A 21786-nucleotide genomic window follows, 5' to 3' on the forward strand; every position below is an offset into this window, starting at 1 on the left:
CCGGTCATGCAGCCGTCGCAGCCTCACCGTCGGCGCGTTGGCCGGTGGCGTGCTTTGCTCCCGCCAGGACACGGTGACGCCGCACGAACTCGAAGCGCTGGGTGCTCCGGCGTGGCAGGGCATACGCCAGCGCGGCCGCCACGGAGAACGTGACGAGCTTGTCGGGGAGATCGGAAGTGAAGGCACCCGTTGTGACGGATTGGACGAGGTTCTGCCCTGCCGCACGGAAGAGTGCAATGACGGCACCCGTGGCGCCCGTGGCGGTGCCGCCGAAGACGATGACGGCGATAGGGGCCGCGATGGCCGCTGCGACAAAGCCTGTGACGAGACCCGCTACCGGCACGAGGTAGAAGCGCCGAACGACGCCGAGCCGGGCCGCGAGGCCTGCCAGAGCACCGATCGCCGCCGCTCCCGCAGCAAACGGGAGCACGGTGGGGTTGAAGAATGACCAGACGAGCGTGCTCAGCAGGCCGGTCGCGGCGCCCGCGGCGGAGCCTGCGAGGAACCCGACGAGCACGGTGCCGATCGAGTCGAGGTAGATCGGGATGAGGGTGCTGCCGACGAACTGGCCGAGGACGATGTTGAGCACGAGTGCGACGGGGATGAGCGCAAGCGTCGTCGTCGGAAGGGACGGGAGGATGCCGGCGAAGAGCAGCACCATGGCGATGCCGAAGCCGGTCAGCGCGACGAGGGCGCCAGCCGCCGTCGGGCCGTTGGCGACGTCGGCCGGCTGGGACACGACAAGGAAGGCGTAGGTCGCGGCGACGGCCACGGCGCCGAGGACGGTGAGCGTAGTCCTCAGGGGCGAGCGGCGCGGCGCCTCGACCGTCAGGGGATGCGACATGGGGGCGCTGTCCTTCGGTTAGGAGTTGCTGGATGTTTGATTCGCCTATGTCACCTCGGCGACCCCGTATGCACGGGAACCCTCAAAAGTCTAGCCCAGCCGCGAGCCCACCAACGGCCGCCACGAGTTCCTTGAAGGCCTCGTCCGGCTGATTGCTCCACACGATCCGCGCGTTCGGTGCCTCGCCCCACAGGCCCCGGTAGTCGGCGATAGTCGTGCCGAGGAGCCGAGGGGCACTTGTTTCGACGTGCACCGTGGCGGTTCGCGTCGAGAAATTGGCCGTCCCGGCCGCGACGCTCGCTGCGAAGTAGTCATGGACGTGGGCCACGTAGCCCTGGTCGTAGTCGCGATGGAACTCGAAATAGAAGCGGAGCATGTCGCTCAGGTGCCGGACGAGCGGATTCGACGCTTGGCTTCGCAGCCCCGGCGCATGGTCCGGATCCACCAGCTCGGGTTTCGCACATCCGGCAGCGCGCGCAAGCGCCGCAACATGCTCTGGTCGCATCTCGATGCGTTCCGTCGTCTCAAGAGCACACACGATCGGCAGCCGCTCCTCCGGCTGCCCCGCGAACGCCCGGAACACCTCGGCGGCGGCTTCCGGGTCCACGTGCGTGTTCCACTCGGCCGTCGGCGTCGTGTTCCCTTGGTAGTAGTACGCCCCGCCCATGATCACGACGCCGCGCAGGAGCTCGGGGAGACGAGGCTCGGCCCGGAGGGCGAGGGCGAAGTTCGTCAGTGGCGCAGTCAGGAGCGCGGTGAGCTCCCCTGGGCGGGCGCGAGCCGCTTCGACCCAGAGCTCGACGGCGTCCCGTCGCTCGATGCCGCGTCTTGACACCGGGAGTTCCGCGTAGCCGATGCCTTGGGGACCGTGCGTTTCAGGGGTCGTCACGAGAGGGATGCCGAGAGGAGCCTGGGCGCCGACGGCGACTGGAACGTCGGATCGCCCGCAGAGGTCGAGAAGCGCGAGATTGTTCCGCGCCACCTGCTCGGCGTCGACGTTGCCCGGGGTGCTCGTGACAGCGACGAGTTCGACGTGTGGCTGGCTGCACAGATAGACGAGCGCGAGCGCGTCGTCGATGCCCGTGTCGCAGTCCATGAGAATGGACACGGGTTCCCGACGCGCCTCGTGCATTACGGGGCGGGCTGCGTCATGCATTGCCGTGCTTGAGTGCGTGTGCGCTCAGAAGAGCGCGACCTTCGGCGTGCGCGGGAAGATCTCGTCGAGCTCGGCAAGGTCTTCTGGGCTAGGCTGCCACGACGCCGCCTCCGCGTTCTCGCGGATCTGTTCTGGCCTCGTCGCTCCCGCGATGACACTGGCCACGGACGGCTGCGCAGCGAGCCACGAGAACGCGACCTGGAGTTCGGTCAGGCCGCGCTCTTCCGCGAAGGCGGAGAACCTGTCGAGCTGGTCCCAGTCCGCGTCGTGAACGAGGTTGGTGCGGGTGTGGGAGAGCCGTGAGCCCTCGGGCGCGACGCCGCGCGAGTACTTGCCCGTGAGGAGCCCGTTGGCAAGCGGGAAGTACGGAAGCACTCCCAGGCCGTAGGCCTCAGCCGCCTGCGTCACCTCGAGTTCGGCTCGCCGGTCCAGAAGATTGTAGTGGTTCTGGCTCGAGATGAAGGGGGTGTAGCCACCGATCCGCGCCGTGAACTCTGCCTCTGCCACCTGCCAGCCAGTCCGGTTGGAGTGCCCGATGTAGCGGACCTTCCCCTCACGGACGAGGTCGTCGAGCGCGGAAAGGGTCTCCTCGATGGGAGTCTCCGGGTCCGGCGTATGGAACTGGTACAGGTCGATCCAGTCGGTGTCGAGCCGGCGCAGGGACGCCTCGATCGCCTGCTTGATGTAGCGGCGCGAACCACGTGCCCCGAAGTCCTTGCCGTTCGCCCCGTGCATGTCCATGCCGAACTTCGTGGCAACCACGACGTCCTCGCGCTGGCCCTTGAGCGCCCGGCCGAGCATCTCCTCGCTCAGCCCTGGCGTCTTGCCGTACACATCGGCAACGTCGAACAGGGTGATCCCCGCGTCGATGGCTGCGTGGACGACCGCGTCGGTGCCCTCCTGCGTCTCGGTGGGAGTGTTGGCACGGCCCAGATTGTTGCAACCCAAGCCGACGGTGGACACGGTGAGGCCCGAACGGCCCAAACGGCGGTAGTCAGTCATAGCGCCAGCCTACTCGCGCCCCCTGACAGGACTGCCAGCCGGGCGAAGGGCCGTATGGAGCTAGAGCGAGAAGCTGCGGATTCCGGTAGGAGCGTGCCTGAGCTTGAAGTCCTCGGGCGCATCGGCTCTCGCAACAGCGATCGAGAGCTTGGTGAAGTCACTCGTGTTCTCGCGCAGGCACGTCTTGATGGCAGTCACGGCCTTGGCCGCGTCGACCGTCCGCATGAAGATCGTCAGGCGCCCTGCCCCGATGGAGCTCTCTTCGACCGTCCCGAGTCCCCGCCACGCGAGGTGCCCCGTGAGCGCGCGCACGGCCTGCTGCTCAAGGAAGCGGTCCCGCTCGGTTCCCGCTTGGCTCTTCAGGGCGAACTGGGCCGCGACCCGATCCTGATCCGCCTCCGGGACCTCCGCGAAGCCGTCTTCCTCGCATTGGGAGGCGAAGGCGTCGAGAAGACCCTCGGCGGCGGCAGCGTCGACGTCGTTCGTCTCCTTGGTTGTCGAGACATGACCCACGACGCCGTGGTTCACGACGAACTGGGCCGCCTCGTCGTCGTACCACGCCTCCCGGAATTCGAGCGTGGCGTCGTCCCGTCTGCGGTAGACACGCAGGAAACTCATGTGAAGTCCTTTCTTCCCTGGGCGAGCCATGCGTCGGCGACGCCGCTGAACGGTCCCACACGATCGCGCACGCGCTCGACGAGCCGTGCGCACTCGGCCCTCACTGCCCGCACGAGCTCGTCCGGATAGGCCATGCTCGCGCGGTGCTCCTCGAACTCGTCCTCGTCGTCGACGAAAACCCCCCGCCCCGCGGCGCGGATGACGTCGAGATCCATATCGATCATGTGGAATTCGACCGTGCCGTCAGGGTCCTGCCTGATACGCCGCCACGAGAGGTCCCACGCGAGATCGACATAGACGCGGAATTCGCCGGGGTTGGCCTCATCGTAGAACGTAGCGGCGTAGTCGCCGTCTCGGGGCACGAGCAGCACAGCGTCGGTGAGCGTATAGAGCGCCATGCCGGGGCGCGAGATGAATTCTCCCCGCCCCTGATAGGTCCACCAACCGTGTTCGTCCTCGCCAAGGTGGACCCCCGGGACCACCCAATGCACCGAGCCGTCCCACTTGCGGTTGCGGGCGACGACGAGATCGCCCGGGCGCGGGAAGTCGGCAGGGCTGTGGTCCGCGAAGGGCACGCCGGAGCCGCGGATCACAGCTTTGGAAGGCTACCGGTGCGCGGAGCCGACTGCCCGGGCAAGGGGCGGGCGAACGGAACCTTCATGCCGAGAACCTGCGCAACGATATCGTGCGTGATCTGCTGCGCCGTCAGGCCGACCCGTGCAAGGACCTCGGACCGTGTTCCGTGGTCGAGGAACTCGACCGGGAGGCCGACCTCATTGAGTGCCGTGTCGACGCCGACAGCCCTCATCTCCTGCCGGATACGTGAGCCGACGCCGCCGGCCCTTACCCCGTCCTCGAGGCACACCACAATCCGATGCTGGGCCGCGAGCCGGATGACGCTCTTCGGGACCGGCAGGACCCATCGCGGGTCAACGACCGTCGAGCTGATCCCCTGATGGTCGAGCCGCTCGGCGACGTCGAGCGCGAGATCGCTCATCGCGCCGACCGCGACGAGGAGCACATCTCCGTCCTTGCCACGCTCGGTTCCAGTGCGGCGCAGCACATCGACGCCGTCGGCGAGACGCTCGAGGGCCTCCGTCTCCGGCCCGACACTCCCCTTCGAGAACCGCACGACGGTCGGCGCATCCGAGATGGCGATCGCTTCCCGCAATTCCTCGCGGAGCCTCGTGGCATCCCGCGGCGCGGCAAGGTGAAGGCCGGGGACGTTCTGCACGAGGGCCATGTCCCACTGGCCGTGATGGCTCGCACCGTCCGGCCCCGTGACCCCAGCGCGGTCCAGGACGATCGTCACCCCGGCCTTGTGGAGGGCCACATCCATGAGCAGCTGATCGTAGGCGCGGTTGAGGAAGGTCGAGTAGACGGCAACGACCGGATGGAGGCCGCCGAAGGCCATACCCGCCGCGCTCGTCATCGCATGCTGCTCGGCGATGCCGACATCGAAGACGCGGTCTGGGTGGCGCTCGGCGAACTTGTGCAGGCCCACCGGGATGAGCATGGCACCGGTGATGCCGACGACATCGGGACGCTCGTCCGCGATCGCGGCGATCTCTTCGGCGAAGACACTCGTCCAGGAGGCGGCGCCGCCCGACGTCAGGGGAACGCCGGTCAGCGGATCGATGACGCCGACCGCATGGAACTGGTCCGCCTCGTCGGCCCGTGCGGGCGCATACCCGCGCCCCTTCTCCGTCATGGCGTGGACGATCACCGGCCCGGCAAAGTGCTTGGCGGCTGTGAGCGCGTTCTCCAGGGCCCGCTCGTCGTGCCCGTCGACCGGGCCGAGATACTTGAGCCCAAGGTCCTCGAACATGCCCTGCGGTGCCCACCAGTCCTTGACGCCCTTCTTGGCGGCGTGCAGGCCCCTGTACGTGAACCGGCCCACCGGCCCGCCCTCTTGCAGGCGCTTCTTCCAGAACGCGAGGGTTCCCTCGTAGGCGGGAGCTGCCCGCACGGCGTCGATCGCGGGGCGCAGGGAGGCGAGGTAGTCCGCGAAGCCGCCCACCGTGGGAGCGTACGAGCGGCCATTGTCGTTGACGACGATCACGATGCGCCGATCCTTGTCCGCCGCGATGTTGTTGAGCGCCTCCCATGCCATACCGCCAGTGAGGGCGCCGTCGCCCACCACGACGACGGTATGGCGGTCGCCCTGCCCTGTCAGCTTGTGGGCCTTGGAGATGCCGTCCGCCCAGGACAGGGACGAGGACGCGTGCGAGGACTCGACGATGTCGTGTTCGCTCTCAGCGCGGGAGGGGTACCCAGAAAGGCCCCCTTGCTGACGCAGCGACGAGAAGTCCTGCCGGCCGGTGATGAGCTTGTGGACGTAGGACTGGTGTCCGGTGTCGAAGATGATGCTGTCGCGCGGCGAATCGAAGACCCGGTGGAGCGCGAGGGTCAGCTCGACGACGCCGAGGTTCGGGCCCAGATGGCCCCCGGTCTGTGCAACGTTGCGGATGAGGAAGCGACGGATCTCGTCGGCCAAATCCGTCAGCTCCTGGGAGGTGAGGCGGTCGAGGTCTTTCGGTCCGCGGATGCTCTCCAGAATGCCCAAGGGCCACTCCTTGCTCGAAAACTGCTCAACCCACTGTAGCCCCTTCCCCAGCAGGGGCCCGGTTCACGCGAACGGCTGAGGGCCCCCACAGCTGTGGGGGCCCTCAGGGCATGTGGCGGCAGGCGGCTCGTCAGAGCTCCGCCAGACGCCTCACTTCGCGGAGATCTGCCGCAGCACGTACTGCAGGATCCCGCCGTTGCGGTAGTAGTCAGCCTCACCGGGTGTGTCGATGCGGACGACGGCGTCGAATGACTTCGTGCCGCCGTCTTCGGCCGTGGCAGTCACCTTGACGGTCTGCGGCGTCGAACCCTCGTTGAGCTTCGTGATGCCCTCCACGGAGTACACCTCGTTGCCCGTGAGCCCGAGGGTCGCTGCTGACTCGCCCTCGGGGAACTGCAGCGGCAGCACACCCATGCCGATGAGGTTCGAGCGGTGGATGCGCTCGTAGCTCTCGGCGATGACGGCCTTGACCCCGAGGAGCGCGGTGCCCTTCGCGGCCCAGTCGCGCGAGGATCCGGAGCCGTACTCCTTGCCCGCGAGCACGACGAGCGGCGTGCCGGCCTTCTCGTAGTTCACGGCGGCGTCGTAGACGTAGGCCTGCGGGGCGCCGTCCTGAGTGAAGTCCTTCGTGAAGCCGCCCTCGACGCCGTCCAGGAGCTGGTTCTTGATGCGGATGTTCGCGAAGGTACCGCGGATCATGACCTCGTGGTTGCCGCGACGCGAGCCGTAGGAGTTGAAGTCCTTCCGCTCGACGCCGTTCGCGAGCAGGTACTGTCCCGCAGGCGTGTCCGACTTGAACGAGCCGGCCGGAGAGATGTGGTCGGTTGTCACCGAGTCGCCGAGCTTGAGGAGAACGCGCGCGCCCTCGATGTCGGAGACAGGCTCCGGCTGCGCCGTCATACCCTCGAAGTACGGGGGCTTCCGAACGTATGTCGACTCGTCGTTCCACTCGAACGTCGAGCCGGTCGGCGTCGGCAGGGACTGCCACCGCTCGTCGCCGTCGAAGATCGTCGCGTACGACTTCGTGAACATGTCCTGGTCGATCGAGGCGTCCATCACCTGCTGGACCTCGGTCGGGTTCGGCCAGATGTCCTTGAGGAACACGTCGTTCCCGTCTTGGTCCTGACCGAGGGGCTCCGACTCGAAGTCGAAGTCCATGGTGCCGGCGAGGGCGTAGGCGATGACGAGCGGCGGCGACGCGAGGTAGTTCATCTTCACGTCAGGATTGATGCGGCCCTCGAAGTTGCGGTTGCCCGAGAGGACCGACGTGACCGAGAGGTCGTTTGTCTGGATCGCCTCGGAGATCTCCGCCTCGAGAGGGCCGGAGTTGCCGATGCACGTCGTGCAGCCGTAGCCGACCGTGAAGAAGCCGAGCTTCTCGAGATACGGCACAAGGCCCGACTTCTCGTAGTAGTCCGTCACGACCTTGGAGCCCGGTGCCACAGAGGTCTTGACCCAAGGCTTGGAGGTCAGGCCCTTCTCGACCGCGTTGCGCGCGAGGATCGCGGCGGCAAGCATCACGGAGGGGTTCGACGTGTTCGTGCAGGACGTGATCGAGGCGATCGAGACGGCACCGTGGTCGAGCTCGAACTCGCGGCCGTCGTCCATCTTCACGTGGACGGGCTGCGAGGGGCGGCCGAACGCACCGCTCGCCGCCGACTCGACCGGGTTGGCGAGACGAGCGATGTCCTGTACGTGGCTATCAGCCTGGGTGGTCGACGGGGAATCCGACGCCGGGAAGGACTCGTCGATCGTCTCGTCGACAGTGCCGGCCGCCGGGTGGCCGTTCCCGACCTCGACGTAATTGTGCAGGTCCTTGCGGAACTGCTCCTTCGCGTCGGAGAGCTCGATTCGGTCCTGAGGCCGCTTCGGCCCGGAGATCGACGGGACCACGGTCGAGAGGTCGAGCTCGAGGTACTCCGAGAAGCGGGGCTCGCGCGACGGATCGTGCCAGAGTCCCTGCTCCTTCGCGTACGCCTCAACGAGCGCGATGTTCTCCTCCGGCCGGCCGGTAAGGCTCAGGTAGTCGAGCGTGACCTGATCGATCGGGAAGATCGCGGCGGTCGAGCCGAATTCGGGGCTCATGTTGCCGATCGTCGCGCGGTTGGCGAGCGGGACCTCGGCCACGCCCTCGCCGTAGAACTCGACGAACTTGCCCACGACGCCGTGCTTGCGGAGCATCTCCGTGATCGTGAGGACGACGTCGGTCGCCGTCGCGCCTGCGGGGATAGAGCCCGAAAGCTTGAAGCCGACGACGCGCGGGATGAGCATCGACACGGGCTGGCCGAGCATGGCCGCCTCGGCCTCGATGCCGCCGACGCCCCAGCCGAGAACACCGAGACCGTTGACCATCGTGGTGTGCGAGTCGGTGCCCACGAGCGTGTCCGGGTACGCACGGAGGACCTTGCCCTCGGGAGTCTCGACCTCGCGGGTCATGACGGTGCGGGCGAGGTACTCGATGTTGACCTGGTGCACGATTCCCATGCCCGGCGGAACGACCTTGAAGTCTTCGAAAGCCGACTGGCCCCAGCGGAGGAACTGGTACCGCTCGCCGTTGCGCTGGTACTCGATCTCCATGTTCCGCTCGATCGCACCGGCATTGCCGAAGACGTCGATCTGGACGGAGTGGTCGATCACGAGTTCGGCCGGGGCGAGCGGGTTGACGCGCTCGGGGTCGCCGCCGAGGTCCTTGATCGCCTCACGCATGGTGGCGAGGTCGACGACGCAAGGGACACCCGTGAAGTCCTGCATGATCACTCGAGCCGGCGTGAACTGGATCTCCGTGCTCGGCTGGGCGTTCTGATCCCACCCAGCCAAGGCGCGAACGTGATCCGCGGTGATGTTGGCACCGTCCTCGGTGCGGAGAAGGTTCTCGAGCAGAACCTTGAGACTAAACGGGAGGGACTCCGAGCCCTCTACCGCACTCAGCCGATAAATTTCATAATCGGTGTCACCGACGTTAAGTACGCCCTTGGACCCGAAGCTGTCCACAGTGCTCAATGCACCACTCCTCTCGCAACATTGCCATCTTTGCCGCGCGCAAGGACCGTTGCTAGTTAGGCAAGCCTAAGCTAGCTTGCGTCCGACGCGGACGGGCTTTCGGCGCCAGTGCCATCCTAGTTCCGGGATCTGCGGCAAGCGATGGGAGCATTCACTACGAGCCGGGCTTCAACAATGCGACCGTCCGCCCCTCCCCCGCCCTGATCCAAATCGGCTACGAGCCGGGCTTCAACAATGCGACCGTCCGTACCCTCCCCCGCCCTGATCCGAATCGGCTACGAGCCGGGCTTCAACAATGCGACCGTCTCTACGTGGTGCGTCTGCGGGTACAAATCCAACCCCCGCACCCACTCGAGGCTCCAGCCCGCCTCGAGGAGCCAGCCGAGGTCGCGCGCGAACGAGGCCGGGTCGCAGGCCACGTAGGCGACGGCCCGAGGCGCGGCTTCCACGAGTTGCCGCACGACTTCCCGCCCCGCGCCAGCGCGGGGCGGGTCCAGGACCACGGCGTCCAGCCGCTGCCCAGCGCGCTGCCGCAGCACCCGCTCAACGCGGCCCTGGACGACGTCGACCTGCCGCTGCCGCTTGAACGTGCGCCGCGCGTCGCGGCTCGTCCCCGGGGAACCCTCGACCGAAAGCACCGAGCCGGAAGTGCCGACGCGGGCAGCGAGCGGAGCCGTGAAGAGACCGGCACCAGCATAGAGATCGGCGGCAGCCGCGCCCTCGTCGAGTTCGGGCCCCACGGCGTCGAGCACCGCAGCCATGAGTGCCTCCGGGGCGCGACGGTGAATCTGCCAGAATCCCTCTCCCGTGACCGTGTAGCGGTACTCGCCGACCTGCTCGGAAACCGCGCTTCGACCATGAAGCGTGAGCGGCGCACCGCCTCGCGCCGACACCACGCTCACAGAGGCCGCGTCACCAACGGCCTCGGCGAGGGCGCTCAGGCGCGCGGACCCGAGATCCGCGGCGAGGGTGAAGACAACGAGCGGGGTCTCCCCAGAAGCCGGGGCCGCGACCTCGACGCGTTCGACGCCGGACAGGTCCAAGTCCCACAGGCCCAGACGCTCGATCGCTTGGACGGCGAGCGGCATGTCTCGGATGGGGACGACCGCATCGGAGCGGTGGGCGTGCATCGCGAGCCGGCCCTCGTCGTCGACCGCAAAACTGCAGCGGGTGCGCCAGTGCAGCCCATCGTCGTCGTGCGCCGCGCCGTCGGACGTCGCCTCGAAGGGGACGGCCTCGACCTCGACGTCGAGCGTGACGTGCGCGAGCCGTGAGAGCTGTTCGCGCACGACCGCAGCCTTGAGCCGCCGCTGTTCGGCGAGGTTGATGTGCCCGAATTCGGCGCCCCCGACAGGGACGCTCCCCGCGGCATACGCGGCGAGGGAATCTGCCGGCGCCCACACGTGCTCACGGCGTTCGGGCGAGCCTTCGAGGACTTCGACGACATCCCCGCGCCAGAACCTCCGCTCAGGCTCCGTATCCGTGAGGCGGACGCGCACGAGCTCGCCCGGGAGCCCGTGACGCACGAAGACAACCCGCCCCTCGTGGCGTGCGACTGTGTGGCCGCCGTGCGCTATGGGGCCGAGCCGGAGTTCCAGGTCATTCACAGTTCCTGCAGCCTCCGCGCCGCCTCCGAGGACTTGAGCTGCCACGGGACGCTGGCCACCATGACGCCCGGTTCGAAGTGGAGCCGCGCCTTGATGCGCAGCGCCGTCTGGTTGTGCACGAGCTGCTCCCACCATTTGCCGACGACGTATTCCGGGATGTAGACGACGATGAGATCCCGCGGCGACTCGCGCCGCATGCTGTCGATGTACTCGAGCAGCGGCGTGACCGTCTCGCGGTACGGACTCGCAAGCACTGTGAGCGGCACTGGGATGTCGAGCTTCTCCCAGTCCGCGACAGTCTGGGCCGTCTCCTCGGGGCTGATGTCCACCGTCACGGCATCGAGACGAGATGGGCGCGACGCACGAGCATAGGCGAGAGCGCGCAGCACCGGCTTGCGGACGTGCGAGACGAGCAGGACGGCGTGGACGCGGCTCGGCAGGGCGCGCGCCGACGAGTCGTCGCCGACGGCGAGTTCCCGAGCCACCTTGTCGTAGTGGGCACGGATGCTCCACATGATGAGGAAAAGGACGATCATCGCGAGGATCGCGATCCACGCGCCATGCTCGAACTTCGTGATGAGCACGATGACAAGAACCGTCGCCGTCATCCCGAAACCGATCGAGTTGACGACGCGTGAACGCCGCATGCGCAGCCGCACCGAGCGGTCCTTGACCCGCCCGAGCTCTCGCGTCCAGTGGCGGATCATTCCGAACTGGCTCGCCGTGAAGGACACGAAGACGCCCACGATGTACAGCTGGATGAGCCGTGTGACGTCGGCGTTGAACGAGACGATGAGGACGAGAGCACCCGCGGCGAGCAGGATGACGCCGTTGCTGAATGCGAGCCGGTCGCCGCGCGTACGGAGCTGGCGTGGCAGATAACCGTCCTGCGCGAGGATCGACGCGAGGATCGGGAAGCCGTTGAAGGCCGTGTTCGAGGCGAAGACAAGGATGACGCCCGTTGCCGCAACGACGATGTAGAACGCGATGCTCCCACTTCCGAACACGGCATCGGCGATCTGGCTGATCACGGGCGACTGCACGTAGCTCGACGAAAGGAGCTCTCCGTTGAGGGTCAGCTCGCTCGAGGGATCCTGCGCCATGTGGACGTGGGTCGCACTCGCGAGGAACAGGATGCCCGCGAGCATGCTCGCAGCGACGATGCCGAGGAGCAGGAGGGTCCGGGCCGCGTTCGCGCTCTTCGGGGGCCTGAAGTTCGGGACGCCATTGCTGATCGCCTCGACCCCAGTCAGCGCCGCAGCACCCGAGGAGAATGCCCGGAGCAAGAGGAACCCACCCGCGAGCCCGACGAGGCCTTGGCTGAACTCGGCGCTCGGAACGATTTCGAACGCCGCACTGACGGACTGGCGCAGATTGCCCGTGAGGAACTGGACGAGCCCCACGAGGGTCATGCCGATGATCGAGAGCATGAAGATGTATGTCGGGGCCGCGAAGACCGTGCCGGCCTCCTTGACGCCGCGCAGATTGACGAGCGCGAGGATGAGGACGCCGACGACGGCGATGAGCGCCTGCTGGCCTTGGAAGAACGGCACGGCGGTCGTGAGGTAGTTCGCCGCAGAGGAAATCGACACGGCGACAGTGAGGACGTAGTCGACCAGGAGCGCCGAAGCCACGGTGAGCCCGGCGAAGCGGCCGAGGTTCGTCGTCGCGATCTCGTAGTCGCCGCCGCCGGAAGGGTAGGCGTGCACGTTCTGGCGGTACGAAGCGACCACGGTGAGCAGCACGAGCATGACGGCGATTCCCACCCACGGGGAGAGCGCGACCGATCCGACGCCCGCGAGGGCCAACGTGAGGAGGATCTCGTCCGGCGCGTAAGCGACGGAGGAGAGGGCGTCGGAGGCGAAGATCGGCAGAGCGATCCGTTTGGGCAGGAGCGTATGGCTCATCCTGTCGTTGCGGAACGGACGCCCGACGAGCACCCGTTTCACCCCGTTGAGTATCTGCAGCACGAGGACACGGTATGCGCTGGGCGCGGCAAGTCATAGTCCGCGGCCCCGCAGCGGGAGGCGGATTCGATACATTGGGACTCGAACCTCCCGTCGGCGGAGGCGGGTTGGCCTTCTTCTGGCCGGAGGGAGCAAGGAGCGCGGGTGGCGCATTACGTGATCATGGGGTGCGGGCGTGTGGGCGTCTCCCTCGCGCACACACTCGAGGACTCGGGCCACACGGTGGCCATCATCGACCAGGACGACCGGGCTTTCCGCCGTCTTCGGCGTACTTTCGGGGGGCGCAAGGTCACGGGCATCGGCTTCGACCGTGACACGATGCGCCAAGCCGGGATCGAGGATGCCTACGCTTTTGCGGCCGTCTCGAGCGGCGACAACTCCAACATCCTCGCAACGCGGGTCGCCCGCGAGACGTTCCATGTGCCGCACGTCGTGGCGAGGATCTATGACCCCGGCCGCGCCGAGATCTACCAGCGACTGGGCATCCCGACGGTCGCGGCGGTGCGATGGAGCGCCGACCAGGTGCTGCGCCGCATCCTGCCAGAAGCCGGCATCGCGGGGGACTTCCGCGACGCGTCCGGCCGGCTCGTCCTGACCGAAGTGGATCTCGATCCCGCATGGCTCGGACAACCGCTCTCCGCCATCGAGAAGGCGGCCCCCGTGCGCGTTGCCTATGTGACGCGCTTCGGCGAAGGAATGCTCCCCAGCGCCAGCACGAGCTATCAGGAGGGGGACACGGTCCACGTCATGATGAGCCTCGACGACTCGGGCGACGTGTCCCGCATTCTCGCGGCGCCGCCCGCCAAGGAGGGATTGTGAAGGTCATCATCGCGGGCGCCGGAAGCGTCGGCTCGTCCATCGCCCGGGAACTGCTCGCGCACCGCCACGACGTGCTGCTCATCGACCCCAAGCCCGAGGTCATCGGCCGCAGCGGCCTCCGCGGCGCGAAGTGGCTCGTGGGCGACGCGTGCGAGATCTCGACCCTGAAGGAGGCGCGGGTCGACGACGCGGACGTTGTCGTTGCCGCGACCGGAGACGACAAGGTCAACCTCGTCGTCTCGCTGCTCGCCAAGACCGAGTTCGGTGTGGGCCGCACCGTGGGCCGGGTCAACAACCCCAAGAACGACTGGATGTTCGACGGCTCGTGGGGCGTCGACGTGGCAGTCAACACCCCTCGTCTCATGACAGCGCTCGTCGAAGAGGCAGTCGAGATCGGCGATGTCGTGCGGCTCCTGACGCTCCAGACCGGGGTCGCGTCGCTGGTCGAATTCACCGTGCCGGCCAACTCTGACCTCATAGGACGTACCGTCGGCCAAGTCGAATGGCCCACCGACGCGGCCCTTGTAGCGATCCTCCGCGACCAGTCCCCCATCACGCCGAGCATCGACGACGTGATAGATCACCGGGACGAGCTGTTCTTCGTCACGACCATCGCTGCCGAGGATGCGCTGCGGGGCCTCCTCTCGCCGGGCAACGGCGAAGAAGCGGAGGAACTTCCGGCGGAGGAGAGCGAGGACGACCTCTTCGACGGCTGAACCACCGCCGCGTGAGGGCTAGTCCCCTGCGGCTTCAGGCGAGGGAGCCGCGGGCCGGGTAACGAGCCACGCGAGCCAGATCCCGAGCGCGTAGAGGGGAACCCCGAGGAGCAGGCGCATGGCTCCAAGGGCGACGAGGCCCGCGTCGCCCATGAGGTACAGCGGTACCTCGACGACCAACCGCAGTCCTAGGACTGCCACCATGATCCAGGTTCCGAGCCGATATTGCCGAGCCCGCTGAGCATCGCCGCGCCAGTGGACGCCCTCATTGCGCAGGAAACCGAAGACCACTCCCATGAGCGGCCACTTCACGAAGACCGAGATGGCGAGCGCGAGAATGTAGGCCGCATTCGTCAGGAAGCCCGAGACGTAGAAGTTCTCCGCCTTGCCCGTGAAGAGGGCGAGGGCAGCGGAGACAGCGATGCCGACGATGCCTGCGAAAGCCTGGGTCAGAGAAGTCCGCGTGAAAAGCCGAACGACGACGAACACAGCCGCCACGGCGAGCGAGAGCACAGCCGAGAGCACGAGATCCCGCACCGCGGTGAAGGCCACGAGGAACACGAGTCCGGGCAGGATGCTCTCGAGGACGCCGCGTACCCCGCCTGCGCTGCGGAGGACGTCGATCCGCCCGTCCGCGTGGCGATGGAGCCCTGCCCTGGCGGCATAGGCGGCGGCCAGCTCAGCGGCTCCCGGTTCCTTCGGCGGCTGTCCCTCGGGCTCCATCTCACTCTTCCTTCGCGAGGATCTCGTAGCGGGGGTTGTACACGGTGGGCTCTCCCCCGACGGTGGAAAGCATTCCAGAGAATCGGATAGGCGTGCCTGCCCCGATGCCGCGGATCTGGCGGCGCCCGAGCCATACGAGACGTATCGCCGGGCCCCGTCCGGGCCTTTCGGCCCCAGCGTCTTCGATCATTGCGGTGAAGCGGGGGGCCTCCGAGGGTGCGACGAACGTCACGGAACGGATCACTCCCTCGCCCGCGACTACGCCACGCTCCGGAAGACGGGAGAACTCAAGCGGGGCTGGCGTGGAGCGCTCACCCAAGATGCGTGATCTCCGGGCCGCGCTCGGGCGCAGCGAACCCGGGGGCGTCGGCCTGCTCCTGCTGGGGCTGGTCGACCGGGAGGCGCAGAGGGAGGAGCTCGCTCGGCGGCAGCGGCGCCTCACCACGGTCGACGACGACTGAACGGAACAGTTCTTCGAGCTCCTCCGCTCCCGCCCGGTCCATGACAGCGCTGCCGGACATGACGCCGCGCAGGAACCAACGGGGCCCGTCGACTCCCATGAAGTGCGCTACGCGATAGCCTCGCCGCCCATCGGCTGTGGACGTAGGGAGCTTGGCGATGAGCTCGGGGCCGAAGCTTCCCTCGATTTCCTCCACCGTGCCGCCCTGACTGGCCACCGACTGGGCGATCTGCGCCCGGATCTCTCCCCAGAGGCCTGCCGACCTGGGGGCGGCAAACGCTTGAAGCTGCAGGCTCGAGCCGTTGAGGTCAAGGGTCACTGCGACGACACGTCGCGTTGCCTCCTCGACTTCGAGGCGGATCTGGAGCCCTTCAACGGGACGGATGAGGATCGCGCCGAGGTCGACGTAGCCGACGGCAGTGTCCTTCTCGCTTGCATCGAACGGCCCCTTGGAGGGGCGCCCGAAGCCGCTCTTGTCCGGCTCGGCCTCTCGCTGGGGCGTGCCGAGCACCGAGGGATCCTCAGCGGTCAGCTTGGCGTTCTTGCCACGTCCGAACAGCACGTCAACAACTCCTTCAGTCAGCCGTCCGCGAAGCCGCCCTCGCGCGCCTCCCGTCCGTGCAGGCGCTAGTGCGCCGAGAATCCTCCAGTGGAGCCGAAGCCACCGGTCCCCCGCGCCGACTCCGAAAGGGAGCCGACGGGGACGAAGCGCGCGTACTCGACGCGCTGGATCACCATCTGCGCAATTCTATCGCCGCGACGGAGGCTCAGGGCTTCACGAGCATCCGTGTTCAGGAGAGTCACCGCTATCTCTCCCCGGTAGCCGGCGTCGACCGTGCCTGGAGCGTTGACGACTGTGAGGCCGTGCCGGGTCGCAAGGCCCGACCTCGGATGGATGAGCGCAACGTAGCCGAACGGAAGGGCGATGCTCACCCCGGTCGGAACAAGAAGCCGCTCACCGGGCTCGAGCGTGAAGTCGATCCTCGAGCACAGGTCGGCACCGGCGTCGCCCGGATGGGCGTACGACGGCGCCGGGAGGCCGTCGTCGAGCATGACCACCTCGATCTCGAGGGTGGGCTCCCATTCAAGGGCAGTGCGGGCGGTGGCGTCGTCAGTCGTCTCGGCTGCGGTCACCAGACCACTCTATCGGGTTGCTCGCGCCTCCTGCTTTGGTGCTCGCCTATACGAGGTGGAAAGCTGGACCCATGCCTGATTCGCCCTCCTCTGGTCCCGCGCCCCGCGACAGCGCGGCGACCCTCTACAGTGAAAAGCTCTGGCCCTCATGGTGGGTCTGGGTCGTCGTCGTCGGCATCGCGGGTGCGTGCATCCTCGTGCTCGCCCCGATCAGCATTGCGGCGGGGTACACCGGCGCCATTCTGGTCTTCCTCGTCCTGTTCGGAATCCTCATTGCGACGACTCCCGCCGTGGTCGTGACACGGGGCGAGTTGCGGGCAGGCCGCGCAGTCCTGCCACGCGAGTTCGTGGCGTCCGTCGAGGCATTCCTGGGCGACGAGGCCACAGCGGAGCGCGGCACGCGGCTCGACGGCCGCGCGTATCTCTGCATGCGCGGATGGATCTCCCCGGTTGTACGCGTGGAACTCGACGACCCGGAGGATCCGACGCCGTACTGGCTCGTCTCGACCCGGCGCCCTGCAAAGCTCGTCGAAGCGCTCGCTGGACGCCAAGCCTGAAGCCGGATACGCGAACGGGGCCGAGCATCTGCTCGGCCCCGTTCGCATTCCACCGTGCTGAAGGCTTAGCCCTCGCACTCCTTGCAGTAGTACAGCCCGTTCTTCTCACGGGCGATCTGGGACCGGTGGCGCACCAAGAAGCAGGACGCGCACGTGAATTCGTCCGCCTGGGCGGGCAGGACGCGCACGAGCAGCTCCTCGCCGGAGAGGTCAGCGCCCGGCAGCTCATAGCTGTCCGCGGCCTCGGCCTCATCCTCGTCCACCGAAGCGGACTGCTTGTCCGTGCGTCGCGTCTTCAGCTCTTCGATGGAATCCTCGTTGAGCTCTTCCTCGTTCTTGCGCGGCGCATCGTAGTCGGTCGCCATAGTTATTCGTTCACGCTCCGGTTACTCGCATCAGTCACGTGGTCACTCCACGTAGTCCACTCTCTAACGCACTCGGCCCCCATTTTGTGCCCAGTGACGGGGAGATTGTTCCCGATCGGCGCAAGTTTCGCCACTCGGCCCCGGATTGTGGCCGGAGAAGTCGCGGCACACCGAGCGATGAGGCTGCAAACCAAGCCGGACAATGGCAGAGTTTCCGTCAAGACTAGGCAACGCTGGAGGCTTCAATGCGGGAGCAACCGCAGGACAATCTGCAGGAACTTCGCCTCGTCGGCGTTCACGACGACGGGCAGCATCTTCTGCTGAGCGCTGCCTCGGGCGAGCTCTTCCGCCTCCGCGTCGACGAGGCGCTTCGCCGTGCGGTTGCGCGGCCAGCTCCGCAACGACCTGCGCCCTCCGGGGAGACGAACCTCTCGCCCCGCCAGATCCAGGCCGAAATCCGCGCTGGAGCGACCGCGGAGAGCATTTCCGAATCCTCGGGCATCCCGATCGACCGCATCCGCCGCTATGAGAGCCCGGTTCTGGCCGAGCGCGAACACATCTCGCTGCTCGCTCAGGCCACGGAGGTTGGGCCGCCGCCTCCCGCCCACTCTGCCTTCGCGGCCGAGTTCGGCAACGGGCCAGCGAGACTGGGTGACGTCGTCGCACACCGTCTTGGCGTGCACGGCGTCAATCCGTCCTCAGTCGAGTGGGACTCGTGGCGGCGCCGCGATGGCCTGTGGACCGTCGTCGCCCGCTTTGCCCTGCCGGAGGGGGCGCCTGCGGCGATCGGCGAGGAGCCTCCCGCGATCTGGACCTTCAACCCCGTGCGCCGGAGCGTGGCGAACGCCAATCGTTGGGCTCAGCAGCTGAGCGAGCTCGAACCGCTCGAGGGCCCGACCTCACCGAGGCGGCTCTCCGTCGTCGACCGCCCCTTCGACGTGGAGGCCCCGGAGGCGCCCCGCCCGGAGAACCCGAACCCTGAGCAACGGGACCCCGAGTCGGACCTCCTCGACATGCTGCGTGCCCGGCGCGGGCAGCGCCTGGGCATTGACGAGGACGCAGAGGACGCCCTCGCGCTCCTGCTCACGCAAGGGATCCCCGCAGCGCATCCACGGCCCGGCGAGACGAACGAACGGAGCGAGCCGGAGCTCGCGCCGGCCGATCGTGGTTCGGCCGATCGTGGTTCGGCCGATCGTGGTTCGGCCGATCGAGCGCAGCGGGACCGGCGCGGCCGCGGAGACGAGCGCGACAACGAGCAGCGGCCCCGCCGGCTCGAGCCGGTGCGGGACAGCGTGGCCCCGATCTTCCCGCGCCTACCTCGAGAGGATGAGCCGGACCGCCCGCAGGAGGACCCGCACTTGCGGCTGGCCCCGGGGCTGAGCACGACGACGCGGGAAGTCACGATCGTCCCGGTGCCCAGGACGGATGAGGCCCGGAAGGCCGACGGAGGGACCGAGGCGCCGGACTCCGATCATGCGGGCGAGCGCGGTTCGGCGATAGAGGAATCTGCTCCCTCTGGCAGCGAAGCGCCTCAGTCCGGAGCCAGCGATCAGGCCGCGGGGAAGTCGCAGGAGACGCCGTCCGCCGAGACGGAGACGATTCCGGAGCCGGCCCGCCGCGCCTCCCGCTCGAAGCGGTCGTCGATCCCGACGTGGGACGAGATCGTGTTCGGAACCAAGAGCGAATAGCAGCTGCCAGACCTCAAGTTCTGTCTGGCAGCTGGGCCAGCCGGACCTCGAACTTTGAGGGCCTACAGAGCCGCTCGGGCTTCTGCCGCAGGCGACGAGCGGGAAAGTCCGTCGAGGTGCCGGTCGGCCAGGCCTGTCAGGACAGGCAGCGCGGCTACCAGCGCCGCGCGTTCCGGCGCCGAAAGCGATGCGACCTCCTCAGCGAGCTGACTCGTGCCCTCACGGCGGACGTCGTTGATCGTCGCCGTCCCCTCCTCCGTCAGAGCCAGCACGAAGGCCCTCCTGTCGGCCGAGTCGGGCGTCCTCCGCACCCACCCGCCGCTCTCGAGCGCCTCCGTAAGCCGGGACATGCTGGCCGCGCTGATACCAAGGCTCGCAGCGAGATCGCCGGGCCGCTGAGGGCCTCCCCGGTCAAGCGCCGCGAGGGCTGCGAGCCGCGAAGGCGTCAAATCGCGCTTCCCAGCGTCCCGCCGGAGGTAGAACGCGAGCCGGTTGACGGCGGTGCGCAGCTCCGCGGCGAGGGCCGCGGTCTCGGCATCACGACGGCTCGAGCCGTTTGTCATCCGTGCCTCCCCTCCGGAGCGGAGGCACCGGCTTCCTCCGACTCCGCCTCCGTCTCCGGCTCCGCCTCCGACCCAGAGACAGAGCCTTCCGTTTCAACGGTTCCTGCCGTTCCTGCCCCGGTCGCTGCTTCTACCGGCTTCGCTGCTTCTACCGGCTTCGCTGTTCCTGCCGGCTTCGCTGTTCCTGCCATCCCGGAAGACCCGGCAGTCCCGGTCCCTGGATCCACATACCTCTCACCGCGGAGGGCAGAAGCGATGGCCGCGATGAGGCACGCGGCCACGGCGAAGGCGAACGCGACTGCTAACCCTGATGCGAACGGTCCGGAAATGAGCGACGGGAAGAAGGCCCGGCCCGTCAGGTACTGCACGTTGGCCGCGGGAAGATGCCCAAGCACCTGCGGTCCCAGGAGCGTCTGCACCGGGTTGTAGCCGAGGAGCGAGGCGAACAGCACGCCGACCGGCGGTAGCGCGGCGATCCGATCAGCCGCGGCGGCCGGGACGCCCTGGGCCATGAGCCCCGAGCTCAGCGTGTGCGGGAGCGATCCCGCGAGTCCTGCGATCATGAGCGAGAAGAAGATGCCGATCGAGAGCACCATCGATGAGTTCTGGAAGGTCGTGCTCATCCCCGCACCGACACCCCTCTGCCCCGGCGGAAGGCTGTTCATGATGCCCGCCCGGTTGGGCGCGGCAAAGAGGCCCATGCCGATGCCGTTCGCAAGGAGCGCCAAGGCAAAGACCCAGTAGTCGAAGTTCACCGGCAGCACGAGCAGCCAGAGGAAGCTCGCTGCCGCGACGACCATCCCGCCGGTCGCCAGGAGCCGTGCCCCGAAGCGATCCGAGAGCCAGCCAGAGGTGGGGCCGGCCAAGAGGAAGCCGATCGTGAGCGGGAGCATGTAGATGCCCGCCCAGAGCGGTGTCGATTCGAAGCTGTAACCGTGCCGCGGTAGCCAAATTCCCTGTAGCCAGATGATGAGGATGAACATGAGGCCGCCGCGGCCAAGCCCTGAGAGGAGGCTGGCGAGGTTCCCGGCCGAGAACGCGCGGATACGGAACAGGTCCAGCCGGAACATCGGGTCAGGCGTCCGAACCTCGATGACGCAGAACACGATGAGGACGGCGACGCCTCCGAGGATCGCGACGAGGACCGCCGGGTTGGTCCAGCCCATGGCGTTGCCCCCATACGGCTGGATACCGTACGTGATGCCCACGAGCACCGCGATGAGGCCGACGGCGAACGTGAGGTTGCCCCACCAGTCCATATGGGAGCGAGGCCTCGTACCCGACTCGTGCAGCCGCAGCGAGGCCCAGACGGTGCCGAACAGGCCCACAGGAACCGAGACGAGGAAGACGAGGTGCCACTCGACAGGACCGAGCAGGCCGCCGATGATCAGGCCGAGGAATGAGCCCGCGATCCCGGCCACCTGGTTGAGGCCCAACCCTAGGCCGCGCTGATTGACCGGGAAGGCGTCGGTGATGATCGCACTCGAGTTCGCCATGAGGAGCGCCCCGCCGATGCCTTGGAGGATGCGCATGGCGATGAGCCATACCGCTCCTGCCGTGCCGTGGAGCCACGTGACCGAGAGCAGGATTGAGAAGAAGGTGAAGATCGCGAAGCCCGCGTTGTACATCCGCACGCGCCCGTACATGTCGCCCAAACGCCCGAAGCTCACCACCAGTACGGCGGTAACGACGAGATAGCCCATGATGAGCCAGAGCAGGAGGCCCGTGTTGCCTGGTTCGAGGGGGTTGATTCCGATTCCCCGGAAGATGTCGGGCAGGGCGATCAGCAGAATCGAGGAGTTGATCGTCGCCATGAGGACGCCGAGCGTCGTGTTGGACAGGACGATCCATTTGTAGTGGGGGCTCGCGAGGTCGCGCTCTGCGTGAGCCGCCCTCCGCGCGCGGTATGCGGTCAAGGCATTTGAGCTCATGGAAGCCTCCAGTCGACGGGTAGCCGCTCTTGGATACGCCAGAGTTAGTTGACGTGTACTAACTACCCTA

General features: G+C 67.5%; 20 protein-coding genes. 4 read left to right on the forward strand and 16 right to left on the reverse strand.

Annotation, left to right across the window (positions count from 1 at the left end; all coding sequences use genetic code 11):
- Nucleotides 1-4: 4 nt before the first annotated feature.
- The 9 genes from LK10_RS09675 to LK10_RS09715 form a co-directional block, all read right to left on the reverse strand.
- Nucleotides 5-844, reverse strand: a complete 840-nt coding sequence (locus LK10_RS09675) for a hypothetical protein (RefSeq protein ID WP_052207170.1) — start codon at nt 842-844, stop codon at nt 5-7.
- Between the two features lie 82 nt (nt 845-926).
- The gene (locus LK10_RS09680; protein ID WP_156144124.1) at nt 927-1940 is read right to left on the reverse strand and encodes a nucleoside hydrolase; all 1014 of its coding nucleotides are present in this window, start codon (nt 1938-1940) and stop codon (nt 927-929) included.
- Between the two features lie 84 nt (nt 1941-2024).
- Nucleotides 2025-3002 carry an aldo/keto reductase gene (locus LK10_RS09685; protein WP_043122957.1) on the reverse strand — a complete coding sequence of 326 codons (978 nt, stop codon included), beginning with the start codon at nt 3000-3002 and terminating at the stop codon, nt 2025-2027.
- 60 nt (nt 3003-3062) lie between these two features.
- The gene (locus tag LK10_RS09690; RefSeq protein ID WP_043122958.1) at nt 3063-3620 is read right to left on the reverse strand and encodes a hypothetical protein; all 558 of its coding nucleotides are present in this window, start codon (nt 3618-3620) and stop codon (nt 3063-3065) included.
- Nucleotides 3617-4213, reverse strand: a complete 597-nt coding sequence (locus LK10_RS09695) for a DUF402 domain-containing protein (protein WP_231567708.1) — start codon at nt 4211-4213, stop codon at nt 3617-3619. The genes LK10_RS09690 and LK10_RS09695 overlap by 4 nt, the downstream gene beginning before the upstream one ends.
- Nucleotides 4210-6186: a 1-deoxy-D-xylulose-5-phosphate synthase gene (gene dxs / locus LK10_RS09700; protein WP_043122959.1), complete on the reverse strand. Its 1977-nt coding sequence runs from the start codon at nt 6184-6186 to the stop codon at nt 4210-4212. The genes LK10_RS09695 and dxs overlap by 4 nt, the downstream gene beginning before the upstream one ends.
- A 150-nt stretch (nt 6187-6336) precedes the next feature.
- Entirely contained in the window at nt 6337-9186 is a 2850-nt protein-coding gene (locus tag LK10_RS09705) for an aconitate hydratase (protein WP_043122960.1), read from the reverse strand.
- 275 nt (nt 9187-9461) lie between these two features.
- The gene (locus tag LK10_RS09710) at nt 9462-10793 is read right to left on the reverse strand and encodes a class I SAM-dependent RNA methyltransferase (protein ID WP_043122961.1); all 1332 of its coding nucleotides are present in this window, start codon (nt 10791-10793) and stop codon (nt 9462-9464) included.
- On the reverse strand, nt 10790-12763 hold the full coding sequence (locus LK10_RS09715; RefSeq protein WP_231567709.1) for an APC family permease: 1974 nt from the start codon (nt 12761-12763) through the stop codon (nt 10790-10792). Before LK10_RS09715 ends, LK10_RS09710 begins: the two co-directional genes overlap by 4 nt.
- A gap of 141 nt (nt 12764-12904) precedes the next feature.
- Here LK10_RS09715 and LK10_RS09720 point away from each other — a divergent pair, with 141 nt between their 5' ends.
- A complete protein-coding gene (locus tag LK10_RS09720; RefSeq protein WP_043122964.1) occupies nt 12905-13579 on the forward strand; it encodes a potassium channel family protein in 675 nt (224 codons plus the stop codon).
- Complete coding sequence (locus tag LK10_RS09725; protein WP_043122966.1) at nt 13576-14295, forward strand: potassium channel family protein; 720 nt, start codon at nt 13576-13578, stop codon at nt 14293-14295. The genes LK10_RS09720 and LK10_RS09725 overlap by 4 nt, the downstream gene beginning before the upstream one ends.
- An 18-nt stretch (nt 14296-14313) precedes the next feature.
- On the opposite strand, the gene LK10_RS09730 is transcribed toward LK10_RS09725, so the two are convergent.
- The 4 genes from LK10_RS09730 to dut form a co-directional block, all read right to left on the reverse strand.
- Nucleotides 14314-15018 carry a DUF3159 domain-containing protein gene (locus LK10_RS09730; protein ID WP_052207172.1) on the reverse strand — a complete coding sequence of 235 codons (705 nt, stop codon included), beginning with the start codon at nt 15016-15018 and terminating at the stop codon, nt 14314-14316.
- 1 nt (nt 15019) lies between these two features.
- Nucleotides 15020-15250, reverse strand: coding sequence for a single stranded DNA-binding domain-containing protein (locus LK10_RS09735; RefSeq protein WP_231567710.1), 231 nt, complete (start codon nt 15248-15250; stop codon nt 15020-15022).
- 79 nt (nt 15251-15329) lie between these two features.
- The gene (locus tag LK10_RS09740; RefSeq protein WP_043122968.1) at nt 15330-16040 is read right to left on the reverse strand and encodes a DUF3710 domain-containing protein; all 711 of its coding nucleotides are present in this window, start codon (nt 16038-16040) and stop codon (nt 15330-15332) included.
- Between the two features lie 65 nt (nt 16041-16105).
- Nucleotides 16106-16612 carry a dUTP diphosphatase gene (gene dut / locus LK10_RS09745; RefSeq protein WP_052207173.1) on the reverse strand — a complete coding sequence of 169 codons (507 nt, stop codon included), beginning with the start codon at nt 16610-16612 and terminating at the stop codon, nt 16106-16108.
- Between the two features lie 71 nt (nt 16613-16683).
- On the opposite strand from dut, the gene LK10_RS09750 reads away from it, so the two are divergent.
- On the forward strand, nt 16684-17169 hold the full coding sequence (locus LK10_RS09750; protein WP_043122974.1) for a DUF3093 domain-containing protein: 486 nt from the start codon (nt 16684-16686) through the stop codon (nt 17167-17169).
- 65 nt (nt 17170-17234) lie between these two features.
- On the opposite strand, the gene LK10_RS09755 is transcribed toward LK10_RS09750, so the two are convergent.
- Complete coding sequence (locus tag LK10_RS09755; RefSeq protein ID WP_043122976.1) at nt 17235-17534, reverse strand: DUF4193 domain-containing protein; 300 nt, start codon at nt 17532-17534, stop codon at nt 17235-17237.
- Between the two features lie 245 nt (nt 17535-17779).
- Here LK10_RS09755 and sepH point away from each other — a divergent pair, with 245 nt between their 5' ends.
- Nucleotides 17780-19222, forward strand: a complete 1443-nt coding sequence (gene sepH, locus LK10_RS09760; protein ID WP_052207174.1) for a septation protein SepH — start codon at nt 17780-17782, stop codon at nt 19220-19222.
- Between the two features lie 62 nt (nt 19223-19284).
- Here sepH and LK10_RS09765 read toward each other — a convergent pair whose 3' ends face one another.
- A complete protein-coding gene (locus LK10_RS09765) occupies nt 19285-19785 on the reverse strand; it encodes a MarR family winged helix-turn-helix transcriptional regulator (RefSeq protein ID WP_052207175.1) in 501 nt (166 codons plus the stop codon).
- Nucleotides 19782-21716 carry an MFS transporter gene (locus tag LK10_RS09770; RefSeq protein ID WP_081998427.1) on the reverse strand — a complete coding sequence of 645 codons (1935 nt, stop codon included), beginning with the start codon at nt 21714-21716 and terminating at the stop codon, nt 19782-19784. Before LK10_RS09770 ends, LK10_RS09765 begins: the two co-directional genes overlap by 4 nt.
- Nucleotides 21717-21786 lie beyond the last annotated feature (70 nt).

It is taken from the genome of Sinomonas humi (assembly GCF_000802235.1).
In the GTDB taxonomy this organism is placed as follows: Bacteria; Actinomycetota; Actinomycetes; order Actinomycetales; family Micrococcaceae; genus Sinomonas; species Sinomonas humi.

Bases quoted from the DNA above. Each gene is read 5' to 3' on its own strand.
- LK10_RS09765 (WP_052207175.1), bottom strand. From the start codon at position 19,785: ATGACAAACGGCTCGAGCCGTCGTGATGCCGAGACCGCGGCCCTCGCC.
- LK10_RS09770 (WP_081998427.1), bottom strand. From the start codon at position 21,716: ATGAGCTCAAATGCCTTGACCGCATACCGCGCGCGGAGGGCGGCTCAC.
- LK10_RS09730 (WP_052207172.1), bottom strand. From the start codon at position 15,018: ATGGAGCCCGAGGGACAGCCGCCGAAGGAACCGGGAGCCGCTGAGCTG.
- sepH (WP_052207174.1), top strand. From the start codon at position 17,780: ATGCGGGAGCAACCGCAGGACAATCTGCAGGAACTTCGCCTCGTCGGC.
- LK10_RS09675 (WP_052207170.1), bottom strand. From the start codon at position 844: ATGTCGCATCCCCTGACGGTCGAGGCGCCGCGCCGCTCGCCCCTGAGG.
- LK10_RS09685 (WP_043122957.1), bottom strand. From the start codon at position 3,002: ATGACTGACTACCGCCGTTTGGGCCGTTCGGGCCTCACCGTGTCCACC.
- LK10_RS09750 (WP_043122974.1), top strand. From the start codon at position 16,684: ATGCCTGATTCGCCCTCCTCTGGTCCCGCGCCCCGCGACAGCGCGGCG.
- LK10_RS09680 (WP_156144124.1), bottom strand. From the start codon at position 1,940: ATGGACTGCGACACGGGCATCGACGACGCGCTCGCGCTCGTCTATCTG.
- LK10_RS09690 (WP_043122958.1), bottom strand. From the start codon at position 3,620: ATGAGTTTCCTGCGTGTCTACCGCAGACGGGACGACGCCACGCTCGAA.
- LK10_RS09755 (WP_043122976.1), bottom strand. From the start codon at position 17,534: ATGGCGACCGACTACGATGCGCCGCGCAAGAACGAGGAAGAGCTCAAC.